General features: G+C 68.4%; 17 protein-coding genes. 7 read left to right on the top strand and 10 right to left on the bottom strand.

Going from position 1 to position 19,674, the window contains the following annotated elements; genetic code table 11:
* Window position 1 precedes the first annotated feature (1 nt).
* On the top strand, window positions 2–727 hold the full coding sequence (locus tag ACFX43_RS08790; protein ID WP_378819550.1) for a GPP34 family phosphoprotein: 726 nt from the start codon (window positions 2–4) through the stop codon (window positions 725–727).
* A 6-nt stretch (window positions 728–733) separates the two neighbouring features.
* Here the strand turns inward: ACFX43_RS08790 and ACFX43_RS08785 are convergent, their stop codons facing one another.
* The 7 genes from ACFX43_RS08785 to ACFX43_RS08755 all read right to left on the bottom strand — a co-directional run bounded on the left by ACFX43_RS08785 (window position 734) and on the right by ACFX43_RS08755 (window position 8,151).
* Window positions 734–1,399 carry a CTP synthase gene (locus ACFX43_RS08785; RefSeq protein WP_378819547.1) on the bottom strand — a complete coding sequence of 222 codons (666 nt, stop codon included), beginning with the start codon at window positions 1,397–1,399 and terminating at the stop codon, window positions 734–736.
* A 53-nt stretch (window positions 1,400–1,452) separates the two neighbouring features.
* Window positions 1,453–3,258 carry a methionine--tRNA ligase gene (gene metG / locus ACFX43_RS08780; protein ID WP_378819544.1) on the bottom strand — a complete coding sequence of 602 codons (1,806 nt, stop codon included), beginning with the start codon at window positions 3,256–3,258 and terminating at the stop codon, window positions 1,453–1,455.
* Window positions 3,259–3,313: 55 nt separating this feature from the next.
* Entirely contained in the window at window positions 3,314–4,531 is a 1,218-nt protein-coding gene (locus ACFX43_RS08775; RefSeq protein ID WP_378819542.1) for a peptidoglycan recognition protein, read from the bottom strand.
* 77 nt (window positions 4,532–4,608) lie between these two features.
* Complete coding sequence (locus tag ACFX43_RS08770; protein WP_378819541.1) at window positions 4,609–5,166, bottom strand: maleylpyruvate isomerase family mycothiol-dependent enzyme; 558 nt, start codon at window positions 5,164–5,166, stop codon at window positions 4,609–4,611.
* A gap of 12 nt (window positions 5,167–5,178) precedes the next feature.
* Window positions 5,179–5,730: a TIGR03086 family metal-binding protein gene (locus ACFX43_RS08765; protein WP_378819538.1), complete on the bottom strand. Its 552-nt coding sequence runs from the start codon at window positions 5,728–5,730 to the stop codon at window positions 5,179–5,181.
* Window positions 5,731–5,789: 59 nt separating this feature from the next.
* Complete coding sequence (locus tag ACFX43_RS08760; RefSeq protein ID WP_378819535.1) at window positions 5,790–6,434, bottom strand: DsbA family protein; 645 nt, start codon at window positions 6,432–6,434, stop codon at window positions 5,790–5,792.
* A gap of 40 nt (window positions 6,435–6,474) precedes the next feature.
* Complete coding sequence (locus tag ACFX43_RS08755) at window positions 6,475–8,151, bottom strand: CHAP domain-containing protein (protein WP_378819533.1); 1,677 nt, start codon at window positions 8,149–8,151, stop codon at window positions 6,475–6,477.
* Between the two features lie 201 nt (window positions 8,152–8,352).
* Here ACFX43_RS08755 and pepN point away from each other — a divergent pair, with 201 nt between their 5' ends.
* Window positions 8,353–10,896 carry an aminopeptidase N gene (gene pepN / locus ACFX43_RS08750; RefSeq protein ID WP_378819530.1) on the top strand — a complete coding sequence of 848 codons (2,544 nt, stop codon included), beginning with the start codon at window positions 8,353–8,355 and terminating at the stop codon, window positions 10,894–10,896.
* Window positions 10,897–11,095: 199 nt separating this feature from the next.
* Entirely contained in the window at window positions 11,096–13,324 is a 2,229-nt protein-coding gene (gene helR, locus ACFX43_RS08745; RefSeq protein WP_378819527.1) for an RNA polymerase recycling motor ATPase HelR, read from the top strand.
* A gap of 29 nt (window positions 13,325–13,353) precedes the next feature.
* On the opposite strand, the gene ACFX43_RS08740 is transcribed toward helR, so the two are convergent.
* The gene (locus ACFX43_RS08740) at window positions 13,354–13,644 is read right to left on the bottom strand and encodes a hypothetical protein (RefSeq protein ID WP_160025139.1); all 291 of its coding nucleotides are present in this window, start codon (window positions 13,642–13,644) and stop codon (window positions 13,354–13,356) included.
* A gap of 120 nt (window positions 13,645–13,764) precedes the next feature.
* On the opposite strand from ACFX43_RS08740, the gene ACFX43_RS08735 reads away from it, so the two are divergent.
* Window positions 13,765–14,709, top strand: a complete 945-nt coding sequence (locus ACFX43_RS08735; RefSeq protein WP_378819524.1) for a mechanosensitive ion channel family protein — start codon at window positions 13,765–13,767, stop codon at window positions 14,707–14,709.
* A gap of 60 nt (window positions 14,710–14,769) precedes the next feature.
* On the opposite strand, the gene ACFX43_RS08730 is transcribed toward ACFX43_RS08735, so the two are convergent.
* On the bottom strand, window positions 14,770–15,195 hold the full coding sequence (locus tag ACFX43_RS08730) for an OsmC family peroxiredoxin (RefSeq protein WP_378819522.1): 426 nt from the start codon (window positions 15,193–15,195) through the stop codon (window positions 14,770–14,772).
* An 86-nt stretch (window positions 15,196–15,281) separates the two neighbouring features.
* On the opposite strand from ACFX43_RS08730, the gene ACFX43_RS08725 reads away from it, so the two are divergent.
* From ACFX43_RS08725 to ACFX43_RS08715, 3 genes are all read left to right on the top strand, one after another.
* Window positions 15,282–15,653, top strand: a complete 372-nt coding sequence (locus ACFX43_RS08725) for a globin (protein WP_160025142.1) — start codon at window positions 15,282–15,284, stop codon at window positions 15,651–15,653.
* Between the two features lie 63 nt (window positions 15,654–15,716).
* A complete protein-coding gene (locus ACFX43_RS08720; protein WP_378819519.1) occupies window positions 15,717–17,075 on the top strand; it encodes a TrkH family potassium uptake protein in 1,359 nt (452 codons plus the stop codon).
* The gene (locus ACFX43_RS08715; protein ID WP_378819516.1) at window positions 17,068–17,736 is read left to right on the top strand and encodes a potassium channel family protein; all 669 of its coding nucleotides are present in this window, start codon (window positions 17,068–17,070) and stop codon (window positions 17,734–17,736) included. The genes ACFX43_RS08720 and ACFX43_RS08715 overlap by 8 nt, the downstream gene beginning before the upstream one ends.
* 6 nt (window positions 17,737–17,742) lie before the next feature.
* Here ACFX43_RS08715 and ACFX43_RS08710 read toward each other — a convergent pair whose 3' ends face one another.
* The gene (locus ACFX43_RS08710; protein ID WP_378840798.1) at window positions 17,743–19,554 is read right to left on the bottom strand and encodes an amino acid transporter; all 1,812 of its coding nucleotides are present in this window, start codon (window positions 19,552–19,554) and stop codon (window positions 17,743–17,745) included.
* Between the last annotated feature and the right edge of the window lie 120 nt (window positions 19,555–19,674).

Here is a 19,674-nt window from a genome sequence, read left to right as displayed (position 1 = left end):
CGTGCTGATCGCGGAAGACCTCGCGCTGCTCTTGCTCGAAGACTTCAGTGGGCGTCCCGTCGGCGGGCTCGACATGGGGACGCTCGACCTCCTCGCCGGCGGCGCGCTGGTGTCCGAGCTCGCGCTCTCCGGAGCGGTCCAACTGCACCTCGATCCGGTCAGGCGCACACCGGAAGTGCACCCGACCGGAGTCCGGATCCCCACGGATCCCTGCCTCCAGCGCGCCCTGACGCTCGCCGGCGGGAGACCACGCCCGATGGCCCTTGTCAGGAGCAGCGGCAACCAGATGTTCGGACATCTCGCCGACCGCCTCGTCCACCGCGGCCTGCTTCGCCGGGAGGAACAGAAACGCTTCCTCGGCCCCCGGACCGTCTGGCCGGCCCCCGAGATCAGCTACAAGCAGGACGTACGCCGCCACCTCGCCGCCGCTCTGTTCGAGGGCGCCCACCCGAGTCGGCGCACGGCTACCTTGATCGGTCTCCTCGCCGCCGTCGACCAGATCCATCTACTCTTCTTCTCCCCCGACGTATCGCCGGCCTTCGTCAAGCTCCGCGCGGATCACATCGCTCAGGGCGATTGGGCCGTTGCCGCCCTACGCAGCGTCTTCCGAGCCATTCACCGCGGAGGTGACTGGTTCGGTGGTGGCGGCGGAGGTGGCTTCGGCGGAGACGGCGGGGGCGGAGATGGTGGAGGAGGGGGTGGCGGCGACGGCGGAAGCGGTGGCTGAACGAACTCAGTCGTTCCGTCGACCAGCGGCCCCTATGAACGCGCGCACGAGCGGATGGACGGGGGCGCCGGCGAGCGCGCCGATGTGGGGCTGGAACATGCTGGTGACGTAGAAGGGGTGGTCCGGGAACTCCAGGACCTCCGCTCCGGCGTCGTCAGCGGTGGCGCCGACGACGACACCGATCTTCTCCAGCGTTGCCACGGCCTCGGCTGTGGGCGCGTAGTTGCAGAAGTGCAGGCCGACGAACGGCTCCGGCTGCCAGCCCGCGAAACGGGTGCCGGGGACCGGGGTCACCAGCCGCTCCTCGCCGTAGAGCGAGCAGGCCAGCGCGGCCACGGCGTTGTCGTCTCCCGCACCGTCGGACTCGGCGTGGGTCGCCGCGGATCCGAGTACGTTGCGGGTCCACTCGAGCACCGCGTACTGCATCCCGCCGCACACCCCGAGGAACGGGATCTCCCGCTCCCGCACCACGGTGAGAGCGTCGACGACCGCGGCATCGGAGGCGTAGGGCGACCCGGGAACCAGCCAGACCCCGTCGTAGGCCGTGACGTCGAACCCGGAGTCGGTCGGCACCCACTCCGTCTCGACCCCGAGCTCAGCCAGCTGCGGCCGAAGCGCGTTGAGCTCCTGATGGCTACGGTGTCCCCGGTCGTCGCCGAGCAGTGCGATCATGCGCCGAATCGTCCCAGCCATGCCGGGCTCGATCCAACCGATTACCGCAGCCGCTACTCCGGCTTGATGCCCAGGCGGTCGAGCTCCTCGTCGATGATCGCGGTGTCCAGCTTCTGGAAGACCGGGGTGGGCTTGGCGACCGGGGTGCCGACGACGATGTCGTGGCGCTCCCAGGTGGGCGCACCCGAGTAGTCGCCGGTGATGATCGGGTAGGGCTTGCCGTCGTCGAGGTCCTCGACCTCCTCGATGCGGGGCATCGGGGCGACCTCACCCTTGCCGCCGAGCGCCTTGTCGATCTCGTTGGCGGAGAACGGCAGGAACGGGGACAGGATCAGGTTGAGGTCGGCAACGCACTGCGCCATCACGTGCAGCACGGTGCCGAGGCGCTCGCGGTCCTCGGGAGCCTTGGCCAGCTTCCACGGCTCGAGGTCGGTGACGTACTTGTTGACGTCGCCGACCGCACGCATCGCCTCGCCGATCGCCTGCTTCTGCCGGTGACGGCCGATCAGGTCGCCCACCGTGCCGAACGCGGCGCCGACGGTGTCCAGGATCGCCTGGTCCGCCTCGGTCAGGGTGCCGGCGGCGGGCAGCTCGCCGAAGTTCTTCGCGATCAGGGTGGCGGTGCGGTTGACCAGGTTGCCCCAGCCGGCGACGAGCTCGTCGTTCGTACGCCGCACGAACTCCGCCCAGGTGAAGTCGGAGTCGTTCGACTCGGGGCCGGCGGCAGCCACGAAGTAGCGGAACGCGTCGGGCTGGTAGCGCGAGAGGAGGTCGCGCACGTAGATCACGATCTTCTTGGAAGAGGAGAACTTCTTGCCCTCCATCGTCAAGTACTCCGAGGAGACGACCTCGGTAGGCAGGTTGAGATCGCCGTACGGCCCGGGCTCGCCGCCCTTCGCACCACGCCCCCCGTAGGCCAGCAGCTCCGCCGGCCAGATCTGGGCGTGGAAGACGATGTTGTCCTTGCCCATGAAGTAGTAGGTCAACGCCTCGGGGTCGTTCCACCAGCGACGCCAGGCCTCGGGGTCACCCGCGCGCCGGGCCCACTCGATCGAGGCGGACAGGTAGCCGATGACGGCGTCGAACCAGACGTACATCCGCTTGGTCGGGTTGTCCCGCCAGCCGTCGAGCGGAACCCGGATGCCCCAGTCGATGTCGCGGGTCATCGCACGCGGGCGGATCTCCTTGAGGATGTTCTGCGAGAACCGGATCACGTTGGGACGCCACAGACCGGTCTGCTCACGCTCGTCGAGGTAGGCGTGCAGCGCGTCCGCCAGCGCCGGCAGGTCCAGGAAGAAGTGCTGAGTCTCGACGAACTCCGGCGTCTCACCGTTGATCTTGGACACCGGGTTGATCAACTGGTCAGGGTCGAGCTGGTTGCCGCAGTTGTCGCACTGGTCACCGCGCGCGCCGTCGGCGCCACAGATCGGGCAGGTGCCCTCGATGTAGCGGTCCGGCAGCGTCCGCCCGGTCGACGGCGAGATCGCGCCCTTCGAGGTCTGCTCGATGAAGTAGCCGTTCCCGTAGACCCCGAGGAACAGGTCCTGCACCACCGTGTGGTGGTTGGCCGAGGTGGTACGGGTGAACAGGTCGTACGTCAGACCGAGCGAGACCAGGTCCTCGACGATGATCCGGTGGTTCTTGTCGACGAGCTCCTGGGGCGTCACGCCGGCCTCGTCGGCGGCGATCAGGATCGGGGTGCCGTGCTCGTCGGAGCCGGAGACCATGAGCACGTCGTGGCCCGCCATCCGCATGTACCGACTGAAGACGTCGGAGGGCACGCCGAACCCGGCCACGTGGCCGATGTGGCGCGGGCCGTTGGCGTACGGCCAGGCGACTGCGGACAGAACATTGCTCATGGCCCCATCCTAGGGAGAGGAAGCCACTCGTTTTATATCGACACCGGCAACCCGGTCACGGGTTGAACATCTGGTCCCGCTGGTAGGCGTACTTCCGGATCCACGGCAGCCACTTGGCGAGCTGAGCACCCGGGCAGGAGGTCTCGTTGGTGTGGAAGTGGCCGTCGATGACCCAGACCTTCACCCGCCGGCCAGCCGGGAACCGGTCGCTCCCCTGCGAGATCGTCTCGAGCGTTCCGCGCTCGTCGCGACCGGCCATGTCGAGCTTCCAGGCCGCCATCCGCTCGGTCTTGATGAGGGCGTCGTCGGAGGGACGTACGTTCTCGAAGTTGCCGATCAGAGCGATGCCCATCGACTGGTGGTTGAAGCCACGCGTGTGCGCGCCCTTGACGAGCCGGTCGATGCCGCCGGAGCGGCCCTCCCAGGCGCGGCCGTACTTGTCGATGAGGAAGTTGTAGGCGATGTCGAACCACCCCAGCGACCTGGTGTGATAGCTGTAGATGCCGCGGATGATCCCCGGCACGTCGCCCTTGGAGTAGTTGTTGCTCGTGGCGGTGTGGTGGATGTGGACCTGCTTGAGCGAGCTGTTGTACTCCGGGCGGCCGTTGCGCCAGGAGTTGTTGGCACCCCACTGCGACCGGGTGAAGATCGTCGGCTTCGGCGCCCACTTCGGTCGCGACCGCGCGACCCGGCCGTTGGCGGAACTGCCGTTGGACGCACTTCCGTAGCCCAGGTCGTCGGCCTCCTTCTTCGGAGCCTTGACGTCCTCCTGCGGCCCGGTGTTGATCAGGGTCAGCTTCAGGTCCTTGGGCTGCGCCCCCTCGACCCGCACCTGGATGCCGCTGGCCCGGCCGGTCCACACCGGCTGGGTGCCGCGGCGCTCGACCTTGCCGCGCGCGGCGACGTCCCCTTCGGCGCCGTCGGGCAGGTCCTGCTGCAGCGGCAGCGTCTGCCACTCGCGCCACCGGTCCGACTTGCTCACCCGCACCTCGACCTGGGGCGTCTCCGCGCCGGTCCAGGAGACCCCGACCATCGAGAAGGTGGTCGTACGCAGCTTCTCCGTCGAGGCCGCGGCGGAGGACCGCTCGGTCAGCCGCGGGGGCAGCTTCACGTCACGGGTGGCGATGCCGTCCTCGAGACGAGGCAGCTTGATCAGCTGGCTGTCCTGGGCGGCCGCCGGATCGATCGCCGAACCGATCGCAGGCACGAGCATCGACGCGCCGACAACGACAGCGGTCAAGGTCATGGTGATGACGCGGGGGAAGCTGGCCATACCCTTGATTTTGGAGAACCAACAGCCCGACATGCCGCAAACGCATGTGTTCGGTGTGTCGTTTGAGGCGTCTGTGACTAGTGCGACGTGGCCGGCTCGAACGGCACCGGCCGTCCGGCGTACGCAGCCAGGTGCTCATAGGCACCCGACCCGTCCGGCGCCGAGAGCGCGTTGGCGAAGGCCCGCCCCTTGCGCTCCGGCCCAAGGATGCGGTCCATCGCGACGACCGCCCGTTGCGCGACTGCCTCGTCGAGGCCGTCGGTCGGGCGGCCGAGCGCCGCGCACAGGTCCCAGGTGTGGACCGCGATCTCGGCGGACTGCCAGTCGGGGTCGATCATCACCATGTCGTCGGGGCCGACCTCGCGCCACAGGTTGATCAGCGCGTTGCCCCTGGTGCGGAGCTCCTCGCCCAGGTTGACCGCGTAGTCCTCACGCCCGTCCCATCCCGGCGGCGAGCCCTGGAGCATCGTCACGAAGACGCGTGGCTGGGCGATCATGTGGTTGGCCAGCTTGCGCAGGTCCCACTCGGGGCACGGCGTCGGCCGGGTCAGGTCGTCCGCCGTGACGGTGTCGAGAAGCTCTGCTGCCTGCGTCAGTGCCCGCTGCAGCGCGAACACTCCCATCTGGTCAACCACACGACCATGATCTCAGGAGACCTGCCGTCCGGCGAAAGCAGCCAGCCGCTCGTACGCCCCAGCACCCTCGGGTGCCGCCACCTCGGCGTCGAACGCACCGGTGCGCATCTCCGGCTTCAGGGTCGCCTTCATGAAGGCCAGCCCCACCTCGGCCAGCTCCGGGTCGAGCTCGGAGGTCGGGACGTCGAGCGCCTGCGCGAGGTCCCAGGAGTGGGTGGCGTACTCGGCGACGAGCAGGCCGACCGGCACCGACGCGCCGCCCTCCCAGCCGTCGGTGCCCGGACCCTGGTCCCAGGCGTGGAGGACGTCGTCGGCGCCGACCTTGAACGTCGGTCCCCAGCTCTCGCTGACGTGCGGCGCGGGCGCGCCCCAGTCGGGCTCACCGCCACGAAGCATCGTGACGAAGTTGGCGCTGTCCGCGATCACGTGGTCGGCCAGCGTGCCGACGTCCCACTGCCGGCACGGCGTCGGCCGCGAGACGGTCTCGGCGTGCACCCGATCGAGCAGGTCGCCGGTCTGGTCCAGCGCCCTCGAGAGAATTCCTGCCTCGTCTTTAGTAGTCACCCAGCCAACGTACGACTGGATGACCTCGGCGTCACCGCCAAATTCCTCCTGGGCAGGACTCAGCTGAAGTCGAGGTCGTGGACCCGGGCGCGCTTGAGCTCGTAGACGTAGGGGTAGGCGGTGATCAGCTGGAATCCGTCCCAGAGCTTGCCGGCCTCCTCGCCCTTGGGCGCCTTGGAGATGACCGGGCCGAAGAAGGCCGAGCCGTTCATCGCGATCGTCGGGGTGCCGACGTCGTTGCCGACCTGGTCCATGCCCTCGTGGTGGGACTTGGCGATGTCCTCGTCGAACGAGGAGTCGTCCATCGCGTCGGCGAGCTCGACGGGCAGCTCGACCGAGGCCAGCGCGTCCTCGATGACCTCGCGGGTGAAGTCCTTCTTCTCCACGTGGCGTCGGGTGCCGAGCGCCGTGTAGATCTCGGCGAGCTTCTCCTGGCCGTACTCGTTCTGCACCGCCATGCAGACCCGCACCGGGCCCCAGGCGGTCGCGAGCATCTTCCGGTAGTCCTCGGGGATGTCCTTGTCCTGGTTCAGGTACGCCAGGCTCATGATGTGCCAGGTCACCTCGACGTCACGCACCTTCTCGACCTCGAGGATCCAGCGCGAGGTGATCCAGGCGAACGGACAGGCGGGGTCGAACCAGAAGTCGGCGGCGGTCTTCTCGGAGGCCTTCTCGGACGGCGCAGCGGGGGAGGTCTGTGTCATATGACACTGAACCACCCCCGCCACGGATCTGTTCCGGCCGTCAGTTGACGGTGGTGAAGTCACCCCCGCTGGCCCAGTAGGCGACCTCGTCGCCGCTGTAGGCGGCGGTGACGGCGTACTCGCCCGCGGGGAGCTTGACGAAGGTGACACCGGCCGCGCCACCACTGAGCGTCTTGGTGACCGTACGTCCGCCGTTGGTCGTGATCTTGACCGTCCCGGTGGGCAGGTAGCCCGGCGCGGTGACCTGGACGGCCACCTTCGCCTCCCGGGAGCCGCCGGTCGCGGTGACCTTGACGCTCGGCTTGACGCGGACCCGGCCGCTGGGGCCGTACGTCTTGGTCAGCGTCTGGCCGCTGCTGGAGTGGGCGACCACGGTGACGCTGAGACGGTGGCCGACGTCGGCATCAGTCGGACGGTACTTCTCCGTCGTGGCACCGGAGATCGGCGCGCCTTCACGCGTCCACTGGTAGGAGAGGTCGACTGCCTCGCTGAAGCTGCCCGGGTCGACCTGCATCAGGCCGCCGAGACGAGTGCCGCCCTTCACGAAGCCGGCCTCGGTCTGCGACAGCTCGCCGCCGCTCGGCGGCTCCGCCGGTTGCTGCGGAGCCTTGCCACCGCCGACGAGCGTGTCGGCGAAGGCGTACGAGTTCTTCGGGCGGTAGCCCTCCTGGACACCGACGACGACCGCGCCGATCCTCTTCCCGGAGGCCGTTGCGGGCACCTTCAGGAAGCGGGACTTGGTGCGCGTGATCAGCTGCTTGTCGGCGTACCACCTGACCTCGCCGATCTTGGCCGACGGCTCGTAGTCCGCCCCACCGACGGAGATCGTCGAGCCGACCTTCTGGGTGCCGGTGATCTTCGGCTGCGCCAGGACCTTGAACGTGCCCTGCTTGATCGGGGGCAGGATCTCGCTCATCGTCCTGGCCTCGCTGTAGTCCCGGCGGGTGCCGGTGAGCACCGCCGCGATCTGCTTGCCGGCGAGGTGGCCGGGAATGCGGAAGGTCTTGTTGGTCGCGCCCGGGATCGGCTTCTTGTCGACGATCCACTGGTAGCGGATCTTGTTCGGGTTCGGGCTCCACGAGCCGGTGTTGACGGTGACCGCCTTGCCGACCTGTGCGGTGCCCTCGACCGTGGGCCGCTTGGTGACCGAGAGGCGTTTCGTCGACGGTGTCCCCTTGTCGTTGATGTGGATGAACCCGGTCGGGTAGTTCACCGAGTCCTTGCCGATCCGGCGCCAGCTGATGTCGCTGCCGTAGTTCGACTCCGAGATCGTGATGGTGTCCGCGCCGACCTTCTCGACCATCGCGACGTGCCCGAAGCGGCTCGCGCTCGGGTGCGAGGAGTGCCACCAGGCGACCGAGCCGACGGTCGGCGTCCGGTTCGTCAGCCTGCTCAGCGCGACGCCCCAGTTGGTGGCGTTGCCCTCGCCCGACCAGGGGCGAGCGTTCGGCAGGCCGGTCTGGATCAGCTTGTACGCGACGTAGTTGGTGCAGTTCCGACCGGCGTACATCCGCCAGTACATGCTCCCCCACGCACTCTCGTAGCCGCCGGTGGAGTAGCCCTTGCTGCGGCAGTCCGAGAAGCCGGAGCAGAGCGTGATCGAGCCCGCGTGCGCCGGTGATGCCAACTTGGGGATGACTTGCACACCGAGGCCGACGAGCAGCAGAACCGCGCCGGTGACCAAAGCCCGGCGCAGCGCCCCGCCAGGCTTCCCCACCCGGCGCGACTCCTGTGAATACTGGTGTTTCTGTGACTTGAGGGGCACATGAGCACCCTAGAGAAAGTTGTCAACCATTGATACCGGTGTGTCGGAATTACAACACTGTATTTTTACTTTCCACGCTCAGCGACTCCCAAGAACGGGCAACAACGGCGATATAAATGTCTCGAAATCCGAGCAGAATGAGAGGATCCAGGCATGCCTGGAACCAATCTCACGCGCGCCGAAGCCACCGCTAGGGCCGCGCTACTCGACGTCCTCTCGTACGACATCGATCTCGACCTCACCACGGGTGCTGAGACCTTCGGTTCGACGACGACGATCACCTTCACCTCCACCGAGGCCGGCGCCTCGACCTTCGCCGATCTGGTCGGCGCGACCGTCCACGAGATCACGCTCAACGGCGTGGCGCTCGACCCCGCGGTGGCGTACCAGGACTCCCGGATCCAACTCGACGGCCTCGAGGCCGAGAACGTGCTGATCGTCAAGGCCGACTGCGCCTACTCCCACACCGGCGAGGGGCTGCACCGCTTCGTCGACCCCGCCGACGACCGCGTCTACCTCTACTCCCAGTTCGAGGTCCCCGACGCGCGCCGCGTCTACACCACCTTCGAGCAGCCCGACCTCAAGTCCGTCTTCACCTTCCACGTGACCGCTCCCGAGGGCTGGAAGGTCGTCTCCAACGCGGTCACACCCGAGCCGAAGCCGCTCGGCGACGGCCGTGCGACCTGGGACTTCGAGCCCACCAAGAAGATGTCGACCTACATCACCGCGCTGATCGCCGGTGAGTACCACGAGGTCCAGGACGTCTACGAGGGCAAGTTCGGCACCATCCCGCTGGGTCACTACTGCCGCCAGTCGCTGGTCCCCCACCTCGACCGTGACGAGGTCGTGAAGATCACCAAGCAGGGCTTCGAGTTCTTCGAGGACGCCTTCGACTTCCCCTACCCCTTCGGGAAGTACGACCAGCTCTACGTGCCCGAGTACAACATGGGCGCGATGGAGAACGCCGGCGCCGTGACGCTGCGCGACGAATACCTGCCGCGCTCCAAGCAGCCGCGCTCCTTCTACGACTTCCGCGCCTCGGTGATCCTGCACGAGATGGCGCACATGTGGTTCGGCGACCTGGTCACCATGAAGTGGTGGGACGACCTCTGGCTCAACGAGTCCTTCGCCGAGTGGGCCTGCTACCACGCCCAGGCCAACGCGACCGAGTTCACCGACGCCTGGACCGGCTTCACCAACGCGCGCAAGCAGACCGGCTACCGCCAGGACCAGCTGCCCACGACGCACCCGATCGCCGCGGACAACTACGACCTGCAGGCCGTCGAGGTCAACTTCGACATGATCACCTACGCCAAGGGCGCCTCGGTCCTGAAGCAGCTGGTGGCGTGGGTCGGGCTGGAGCCCTTCCTGGAGGGGCTGAAGGCCTACTTCAAGGAGTTCGCCTACGGGAACTCCGAGTTCAAGGACCTGCTGCGCCACCTCGAGGCCGCCTCCGGGCGTGAGCTTCAGGGCTGGGCCCAGGAGTGGCTGCAGACCGCCGGCGTCAACACCCTCGCGCCCGAGTTCACGCTCGCCGAGGACGGCTCCTACGCCACCTTCGCTGTCCGCCAGAGCGCCGCTGCCGACTACCCGACCCTGCGTCGCCACCGCATCGGCCTCGGTCTCTACGACCTGATCGACGGCTCGCTCGTGCGCCGCGACGCGTTCGAGATCGACGTCACCGGCGAGCTGACCTCGGTTCCCCAGCTCGAGGGCGTCAAGCAGCCCGACCTGCTGCTGCTGAACGAGGGCGACCTGACGTACGCCAAGATCCGGCTCGACGAGCGCTCGCTGGCCACCGCGCTGTCGTCGCTGTCCGCGCTGGACGACTCCCTCTCGCGCGCGCTGATCTGGGGTGCGACCTGGGACATGACCCGCGACGCGGAGATGCGGGCGAGCGACTTCGTCGAGCTCGTGCTCGCCAACATCGGCCAGGAGACCGACGCCTGGGGCGTCACCCGGATCCCGGTCTTCGCCGCCCAAGCGGTGGGCTCGTTCTCGGCCCCGGCCAACCGCGACGCCCTCAAGGCGCGCTGGGAGACCGGTCTCCGGGAGCTGCTGGCGGCCGCCGCACCGAGCAGCGACCACCAGCTGACCTTCGCCCGGACGTACGCCGCCGCAGCCCGCTCCGAGGCCGCGATCGCCGACCTCAAGGGTCTGCTCTCCGGCGACCTGGCCTTCGACGGTCTCGACATCGACCAGGACCTGCGCTGGGCGCTCGTCACCGGACTGGCCGCCTCGGGCACCTTCGGTGAGGCCGAGATCGCCGCCGAGCTCGAGCGCGACAACACCATCTCCGGCCAGGAGAAGGCGGCCGCCGCCCGCGCCGCGCAGCCGACCGCCGAGGCCAAGGAAGCCGCCTGGGAGTCGGTCGTCGTCCGCACCGACGTGGCCAACGAGACCGCGCGCTCGATCGTGCTCTCGTTCCAGCGGGCCGGGCAGGACGAGGTGCTGGCGCCCTACATCGACCGCTACTTCGAGGCCGCCGACACCCTCTGGGAGCACCTCGGCACCCACCGCGCCTCGACGGTGCTGGAGTTCATCTTCCCCAAGCCGGCTGCCTCCCCCGAGCTCCTGGAGAAGGCCGACAAGTGGCTGGAGACCTCCCCCGCCGAGCCCGCCGCCAAGCGGTACGTCCGCGAGGGACGTGACGAGGTCGCCCGCGCCCTCGCCGCTCAGGAGCGCGACGCGCAGTAGCACCACACACGAAGGACCCCCGGGAGCACCTGCTTCCGGGGGTCCTTCGTATCTGCTCGAAAACCAAGAAAGGAAGGGAATGTCTCCCTTCCACTAACAACTTTATAGCGCATATAGGGGCTTGCCGCAAGACCCCCGGATTGGGGCAGAATCTCCTCCTCGAACAGGTAAAGTGCCTGATCAGACAGGGGATTCAACGTTGCAAGCATTCGATCTCGCGGGTCGTCACGACGCCAAGGCGGACCCGGCATTGATCGCCGAGGACGAGCAGCACTTCGCTGCCATCGCGAAGAGCCTCGAGGAGCAGATCTCTGAGCTGAACGAACGGCTGGACGACGTACGCCGCCGCCCGGGCGGGCACGGGCAGGAGGCGATGGACCGCGATCTGGAGGTGCACCGGATCGGTGGACAGCTGAGGATGCTTCGCAGGTTCAGCCTGGACCTGTGCCTGGGGCGGATCGTCACCGACTCGGGCAGCACCATCTACATCGGCCGGCTCGGGCTGACCGCCAGCGACGGGCGACGGCTGCTGGTCGACTGGCGCTCGCCTGCGGCGGAGCCGTTCTTCGCGGCCACGCACGCCGACCCTCGCGGGCTGCTGAGCCGGCGCCGCTACCGCTGGACCAACGGTCGGATCACCGACTACTGGGACGAGGTGTTCACCGCCGAGGGGCTCGAGGGCCATGCCGCCCTCGATGACCAGTCGGCCTTCATCGCCACGCTCGGCAGCAGCCGCTCGCCGCGGATGCGCGACGTGCTCGGCACCATCCAGGCCGACCAGGACGCGATCGTCCGAGCGTCCTCGCGGGGTGCCCTGGTCGTCGACGGCGGCCCGGGGACGGGCAAGACCGTGGTGGCGCTGCACCGCACGGCGTACCTCCTCTACTCCGACCCGCGCCTGGGCGAGGGCAAGGGCGGGGTGCTGTTCGTGGGACCGCACGAGCCCTACCTCTCCTATGTCGCGGACGTGCTGCCGAGCTTGGGCGAGGAGGGCGTACGCACCACCACGCTGCGTCGGATGGTGCCCGAGGGTGCCTCGCTGGTGCCCGAGACGGACGCTGAGGTCGCCCGGCTCAAGGCCGACGCCCGGATGGTCGCGGCGATCGAGCCGGCGGTGGCGCTCTACGAGAAGCCTCCGTCGAAGCCGACTCTGGTCGAGACCCCCTACGGCGACGCGGTGATCAGCACCGGCGACTGGGCCGAGGCGATCGCCGCGGCCGAGCCGGGTACGCCGCACAACGACGCCCGCGACCAGGTCTGGGAGGCGCTGCTGAGGATCGTGACCGAGAGGATCCAGGAGAACACCGGCGCCGACCCGGACCGCGACTACGACGCAGATATCGACGACTGGGGCGACGAGGACCAGGAGGAGGACGAGTTCGACGCGTACGGGCTCGTCGACGAGGACTCGACCGACGCCCTGCGCGCGTCGCTGGAGACCAACGCCGGGCTGCTCGACATCTTCGGCGAGGTCTGGCCGCGGCTGCGACCGGCCGACATCGTCGGCGACCTGTGGGAGGTGCCCGCGTTCCTGCGGATGTGCGCGCCCTGGCTCACCCCCGAGGAGGTGAAGACGCTGCAGCGCGAGGACCCCACGGACTGGACCGAGGCGGACCTGCCGCTGCTCGACGCCGCCCACCGCCGGCTCGGCGACCCCGACGCCTCGCGGCGCCGGAGCGCCCAGAAGGCAGCGGCGGCCGCCGACCGGAAGGCAAAGGCCGAGGTCGTCTCGGACCTGATCAGCCACGACGACTCCGACATGAAGGTGATGTCGATGCTGCGCGGCCAGGACCTGCGCACCGCCCTCCTCGACGACTCGGTGCGAGAACCGGAGGAGCTAGACCCGTACGCCGGCCCGTTCGCGCACATCGTCGTCGACGAGGCGCAGGAGCTGACCGACGCCGAGTGGCAGATGCTGATCAGTCGCTGCCCATCGCGCAGCTTCACGATCGTCGGCGACCGCGCCCAGGCGCGGCACGGGTTCACCGAGTCGTGGCAGGAGCGGCTCGAGCGCGTCGGTCTGGACCGGATCGAGATGGCCGGCCTGAGCATCAACTACCGCACGCCCGAGGAGGTGATGACCGAGGCCGAGCCGGTCATCCGGGCAGCGCTCCCCGACGCCAACGTGCCCACGTCGATCCGCGCCTCCGGCATCCCGGTCGTCCACGGCCCCGTCGCGGATCTCGACGTGATCCTGGACACCTGGCTCGCCGAGAACGAGGAGGGGGTCGCCTGTGTCATCGCCGCCAACTCAGCGGATCAGAACGAAGGCCGCGTACGCCGGTTGAGCCCCGTGCACGCCAAGGGGCTCGAGTTCGACCTGGTCGTCCTCATCGACCCAGAGACGTACGGGACCGGGATCGAGGGTGCCGTGGACCGCTACGTCGCGATGACGCGAGCGACCCAGCAGCTGGCCATTCTCAGCTGAAACGGCCTCAACTGACCGGCCCGAAGGGGTCAGTGCGTCGCGGCGGGGAGGTTGTCGTCCTCGGCCTTGTGGGGCTTGGGCAGCAGCCCCTCGCCGCGGAACACACCCGGCAGGAGCACCAGCAGGGAGATGACCACCATCAGGATCACCGGGATGAGCAGGATGAGCAGGAGCAGACCGGAGGCGGTCATCTCCTCGGCGACCGGCCAGCCGTTGGGGACCTCGGCGCTGGCGGGGCCGGCGGTAGCAACAGAGGCGACGACGGCGGCGGAGGCGGAGGCGCCGAGGAGGCCGGCGCGGCGCAGGATCTGGTTGCTCACGGGGCAGATACTAACCGGCGTACGTCCCGGTTCTCATCTCTGCCCCTCGTCCCCGCGGTGGGTGTCGATGCCCGGCCGGGGATTGGCCGCCGGCCTTGAACGCGCTGGATACTGGAACCCATGTCCATTCCCCCGAATCCCCCACTGGTCTCGGTCTCCTGGTCGACGCTCGGCAACTGGGTGATCGGAATCCCGCTGCGCATCGTCGGCCTGATCCTGCTGGCGATCGTGCTCCGCTGGATCCTGCACCGGGTGATCGACAAGGTCGTCGTCCGCGCCGTGGAGGCCCCCGGGCTGAGCGGCAAGATCACCAAGATGGCCGAGGGAGGCGACACCAGCGTCGCGTCATCGCGCCGCAGTCAGCGCGCCCAGGCGATCGGCTCTCTGTTCAAGAGCGTCGTCACGGGCGTCATGGTCGCGATCTTCGCCACCATGATCCTGGACCAGCTCGGCATCAACATCGCCCCGATCATCGCCTCGGCCGGGATCGTCGGTCTGGCGCTCGGTTTCGGCGCCCAGTCGCTGGTGCGGGACTACCTGTCCGGCATCTTCATGATCATCGAGGACCAGTACGGCGTCGGTGACAGCATCGAGGTCAACAACATCAGCGGCACCGTCGAGGCCGTGACGCTGCGGATCACCCGGCTGCGCTCGCTCGACGGCACTGTCTGGTACATCCCCAACGGCGAGATCCTCACCGTCGGCAACCACAGTCAGAACTGGGCTCGTGCCGTCATCGACGTCGGCGTCGGCTACAACGAGGACCTCAACAAGGTGCAGCGCGTGCTGCGCGAGGTCTCCCACGACCTGTGGGTCGACGAGGACTTCAAGGGCCAGATCATCGAGGAGCCCGAGGTCACCGGCGTCGAGGCACTGGCCGCCGACGCCATCACCGTGCGGGTGCTCATCAAGACCCTGCCGCTCAAGCAGTGGGCGATCGCGCGCGAGATGCGCCAGCGGATCAAGGCCCGCCTCGACTACGAGGGCATCGAGATGCCGTTCCCGCAGCGGGTCATCTGGCACCGTGACGAGAAGGCGGCCGCTGCCGAGGAGCAGACGGCCTGACATACGCCGCCAGTGATGCCCCGGCTTCGGCCGGGGCATCACCTCATTTCAGGCGAGATTTCAGGCGAGGGCGGCGTCGAGGGTGATGGTGGTGCCGGTGAGAGCCTGGCTGACCGGGCAGCCGGCCTTGGCGGCCTCGGCGAGGCTGACGAAGGCATCGTTGTCGAGCCCCTCGACCACCCCACGGGTGGTCAACTTGATGCCGGTGATGCCCTTGCCGGGGGTGAACTCGACCTCGGCGCTGGTCTGCAGGCTGGTCGGCGGAGTGCCGTTCTGGGCCAGGCCGTTGGAGAAGGCCATCGAGAAGCAGGAGGAGTGGGCGGCGGCGATGAGCTCCTCGGGGCTGGTCTTGCCGCCGGGCGCCTCCGTGCGGGCCGGCCACGAGACGTCGTAGGTCCCCAGGCCCGAGGAGTCCAGCGTCACCTTGCCGGCGCCCTCGAAGAGCGAGCCCTCCCAGACGGTGGTGGCGGTGCGGGTGGTGGCCATCGTTATCTCCCAAAGTTCGTGTGAATGCGTACGCCCCCGATCCTGCCACGGCAGGCGAGCGCGGACCCGCGTGGAAGAATGGCTCAGTGACGTTTTATGAGGAGATCGGCGGGATGGACACCATCCGCACGATCGTGGCCAAGTTCTACGAGGGCGTGGCGACCGACGAGCTGATGCGGCCGATGTATCCCGAGGAGGATCTCGGTCCGGCGCAGGAGCGGCTGACGCTCTTCCTGGCTCAGTACTGGGGCGGCCCGACGACCTACTCCGAGCAGCGTGGCCACCCGCGGCTGCGGATGCGTCACGCCCCGTTCGAGGTCACCTCGGAGGCCCGCGACCGCTGGCTCCAGCACTTCCGCGAAGGCCTCGACGCCGCCGGGCTGACCCCGGAGCAGGACGCGCAGTTCTGGGCGTACGCCGAGCACGCGGCCAACTTCATGATCAACACTCCCAGCTGACCCTCCGGCGGTCCCGCTCGCCACGCCTGCGCACGTCGTGCCTCTAGAGTGGCGCCCGTGTCGATGAGCTCCCCTACCCGCCGGGCGCGCCGTCCACGACCGCTGCTGCGCCATCCGGGCCAGGTCGTCGTCGCCGGGTTCGCGGTCACGATCCTGATCGGCACGCTGCTCCTGATGCTCCCGGTGGCGCGCACCGAACCCGGCCACGCGCCGTTCCTGACCGCGTTGTTCACCTCGACCAGCGCGGTCTGCGTCACTGGTCTGGTCGTGGTCGACACCCCGACCTACTGGTCGACCTTCGGCGAGGTCACCATCCTCGGGCTGATCCAGGTCGGCGGGATCGGGATCATGACGCTGGCCTCATTGCTGGCGCTGATCGTCTTCCGCCGCCTCGGGCTGCGCTTTCGGCTCACCGCCGCGGTGGAACACACCAGCTCGGGACTCGGCGACGTCCGCAGCGTGGTCAAGGGAGTGGTTGGGATCAGCCTGGTCATCGAGGTGATCATCGCGATCCCCTTGGCGCTGCGGTTCTGGCTGGGCTACGGCTCCTCCCCCGAGCGTGCCGCCTACGACGGCGTCTTCCACGCGATCTCCGCCTTCAACAACGCCGGGTTCGCGCTGCGGTCGGACTCGCTGATGAGCTACGTCGACGACCCCTGGATCTGTCTGCCCATCGCCGTCGCCGTGATCGCTGGCGGCCTCGGCTTCCCGGTGTGGCTGGAGCTGCTGCAGCGTACGAAGGTGCGGATGTGGAGCATGCACACGAAGATGACCGTCTCGGGCACCATCGGCCTGCTGATCATCGGGTCGGTGTTCTTCATCGCCACGGAGTGGCGCAACCCCGACACCCTTGGAGCGCTGAGCGGGCCCGGGAAGGTGCTGGCCGGCTTCTTCCAGAGCACCATGACGCGTACGGCCGGGTTCAACAGCCTCGACTACGAGCTGATGAACGAAGGCACCCTGCTCGGCGCGGACGTACTGATGCTCATCGGCGGCGGGTCGGCGGGCACCGCGGGCGGGCTCAAGATCACCACGTTCATGCTGCTCTTCTTCGTCATCCTCGCCGAGGTGCGCGGCCAGCACGAGGTCGAAGCCTTCGACCGGCGTATCGACCCGCGCGCCATCCGTCAGGCGCTCACGGTCGCGTTGCTCTCGGTCGGCTTCGTGGTCTCCGGCACCATCGCCCTGCTCCATCTGGTCGAGGCACCCACCCATCAGGTGCTCTTCGAGGCGGTCTCCGCCTTCGCCACGGTGGGCCTGTCGGCCAACCTCACCTACGACGTCCCCTCGGGCGGTCAGCTCGTCCTCATCGCGATGATGTTCGTCGGCAGGATCGGCCCGATCACCCTCGTCTCCGCACTGGCGCTCCGCGACCGCGAGCGACTGCACCGCTTCCCGGAAGGACGGCCCCTCATTGGCTAGGAAAGACACCACCACCCACGGCGGCGTCGCTGTGCTCGGCCTCGGCCGGTTCGGCAGCGCACTCGCCCTGGAGCTGGTCGAAGAGGGCGAGGAGGTCCTCGCCGCCGACATGAACCCGCGGACGGTGCAGGAGCACGCCGGCCTGCTCACCCACGTGGTCGAGGCCGACACGACCAGCGAGGACGCGATGCGGGAGCTCGGCCTGGGCGAGTTCGGCACCGTGGTCGTCAGCATCGGCACCGACATCGAGGCGAGCATCCTCACCGCCTCCGTCGCGGTTCACCTCGGCGTACGCAACGTCTGGGCGAAGGCGATCAGCGCACCGCACGCGCGGATCCTCACCCAGATCGGGGTCCACCGCGTCGTCCGTCCCGAGCACGACATGGGACAGCGCGTCGCTCACCTGGTCCGAGGACGGATGCTGGACTACATCGAGTTCGACGACGGGTATGTCTTCGTCAAGACCCGGCCGCCAGCAGCGCTGCACAACCGCAGCCTCACCGGTGTCGGGGTTCGCCAGGCCTATGGAGTCACCGTCGTCGGGGTCAAGCCTGCTGGAGGCAGGTTCACCTACACGACGCCTGAGACCGTTATCCGCGCCGACGACGAGATCGTCGTCTCCGGGCCCCAGCACAAGGTCGAGGCCTTCGCGCGGCTCTAGGCCGCCTCAACCCACGTGGACATGCGGCCGTCGCGACCTGTCAGGCTCGGCACGGCGCAGAATCTCTCGGGTGGTCGGGGCGACCTCGCCGACTCCAATGAACAGGAACCGCAGCAGGTTGGTGACCGGGTTGCCCTCGGTCCACTCGAAGTAGATGTGCGGCACCACGCCGGTGACGTCGCGGACGTGGAGCAGGACGGCGGCCAGCGCGTTGGGCACCGCCGGCGCCTCCAGACGCAGCACCCGTCGGCGTCCGGTCACCTCTCCGCGTACCTTCAGAGTGCCTTCGAAGTCGGACGGGTCGGTGACCAGGACCTCGACGAAGATGATGTCGCCGTCGTCGGCCAGGTCGTTGTCGAGGACCATCTGGCGCAGCTTGTCCTCGTACTCCTCCGGCCCCTCGGTGCCCTCGTGCTCGTTGGCGATCAGCCGGATCTGACGGCGCGCACCCTCGCGCAGGAACATCTCGGCCTTCTTGTCGAGCTCGACGCTCGTCACGCGCAGCTCGAAGGAACGCATGATCCGGGAGACCAGCGAGACCCCGATGATCGCGGCGATGAAGCAGGCCGCGATCTTGACGCCGTCGGGACGCTCGATCACGTTGGAGACCGTGGTGTAGGCGAACACGGCCGCGATCAGGCCGAACAGGACCGCCCGGACCCGCTGGCCGGCCTTGTGCGCAGCCAACGTCACGGCCACCGCGGCGGAGAGCATCAGGACCAGCACACCCGTCGCGTACGCCCCGCCCTGGGCGTCCACGTCGGCGTCGAAGATCCAGGTGATCAGGAACGCTGCCGCCGAGATGGTCACCACCAGCGGCCGGGTCGCTGCCGCCCACTCCGGTGACATCCCGTAGCGCGGCAGGTAGCGCGGGATCAGGTTGAGCAGGCCGGCCATCGCCGAGGCGCCAGCGAACCAGAGGATGAGGATGGTGGAGACGTCGTAGACGGTGCCGAACGCGCTGCCGAGGTAGTCGTGGGCGAGGTAGGCCAGCGCGCGCCCGTTGGCGGCGCCGCCCTCCTGGAACTCCTCGGTGGGGATCAGCAGGGTGGTCACCCAGGAAGAGGCGATCAGGAACACACTCATCGTCAGGGCGGCCGCGGTGAGCAGCTTCTTGGTGCCACGGATCCGTCCTGCGGGGTTCTCCTCGGTGTCGGTCTTGTCCCCTCTGACCTGCGGCATCACCGCGACACCGGTCTCGAAGCCGCTCATCCCTAGGGCGAGCTTGGGAAAGACCAGGAGCGAGACCGCGATCATCGTCGTGGTGTTGCCGTGCTCGACGAAGAGGGCGTCGTTCCAGCGGGTGAAGACGCTCGGGTCGCTGAACACGTGCACCAGACCGACGGCGATGACGACGGCGTTGAGGGTGAGGAAGGTGACCACCAGGCCGACCGCGATCCCGATCGCCTCCTTGAACCCCTTCAGGAAGACCGCGGCCAGGGCTGCCAGCAGCACAAGGGTGATGAGCATGTTGTGCCCGTCCCAGGTGGACGGGAAGAGCGGGTTCTCCACCACGTGCGCGGCGCCGTCGGCGGCAGAGAGGGTCATCGTGATGATGAAGTCGGTGGCCGCGAAGCCGAGCAGGGCGAGCACGAACGCCTTGCCGCCCCAGCGGGACAGCAGCCGCTCCAGCATCGCGATCGAGCCCTGACCGTGCGGGCTCTCGGCCGCGACGCGGCGGTAGACCGGGAGCGCACCCAGCAGGGTCAGCCCGACCAGCACCAGCGTCGCGATCGGGGACAAGAGCCCGGCGGCGAGGGCCGCGATGCCCGGCTGATAGCCCAGCGTCGAGAAGTAGTCGACGCCGGTCAGGCACATCACCTGCCACCACGAATGCTTCTTCTCGTGGGTCTCGGTGGGCTCTGCCGCGCCGGGGGCGCTGCTCGCCGCGATCACTGCGGTCACCCGAACAATTCTTCAGGTCGGTGGACCCGGATG

This window comes from Nocardioides sp. YIM B13467, assembly GCF_042788075.1.
Lineage (GTDB): Bacteria > Actinomycetota > Actinomycetes > Propionibacteriales > Nocardioidaceae > Nocardioides.
This window is presented reverse-complemented; position numbering and strand designations above follow the sequence as displayed.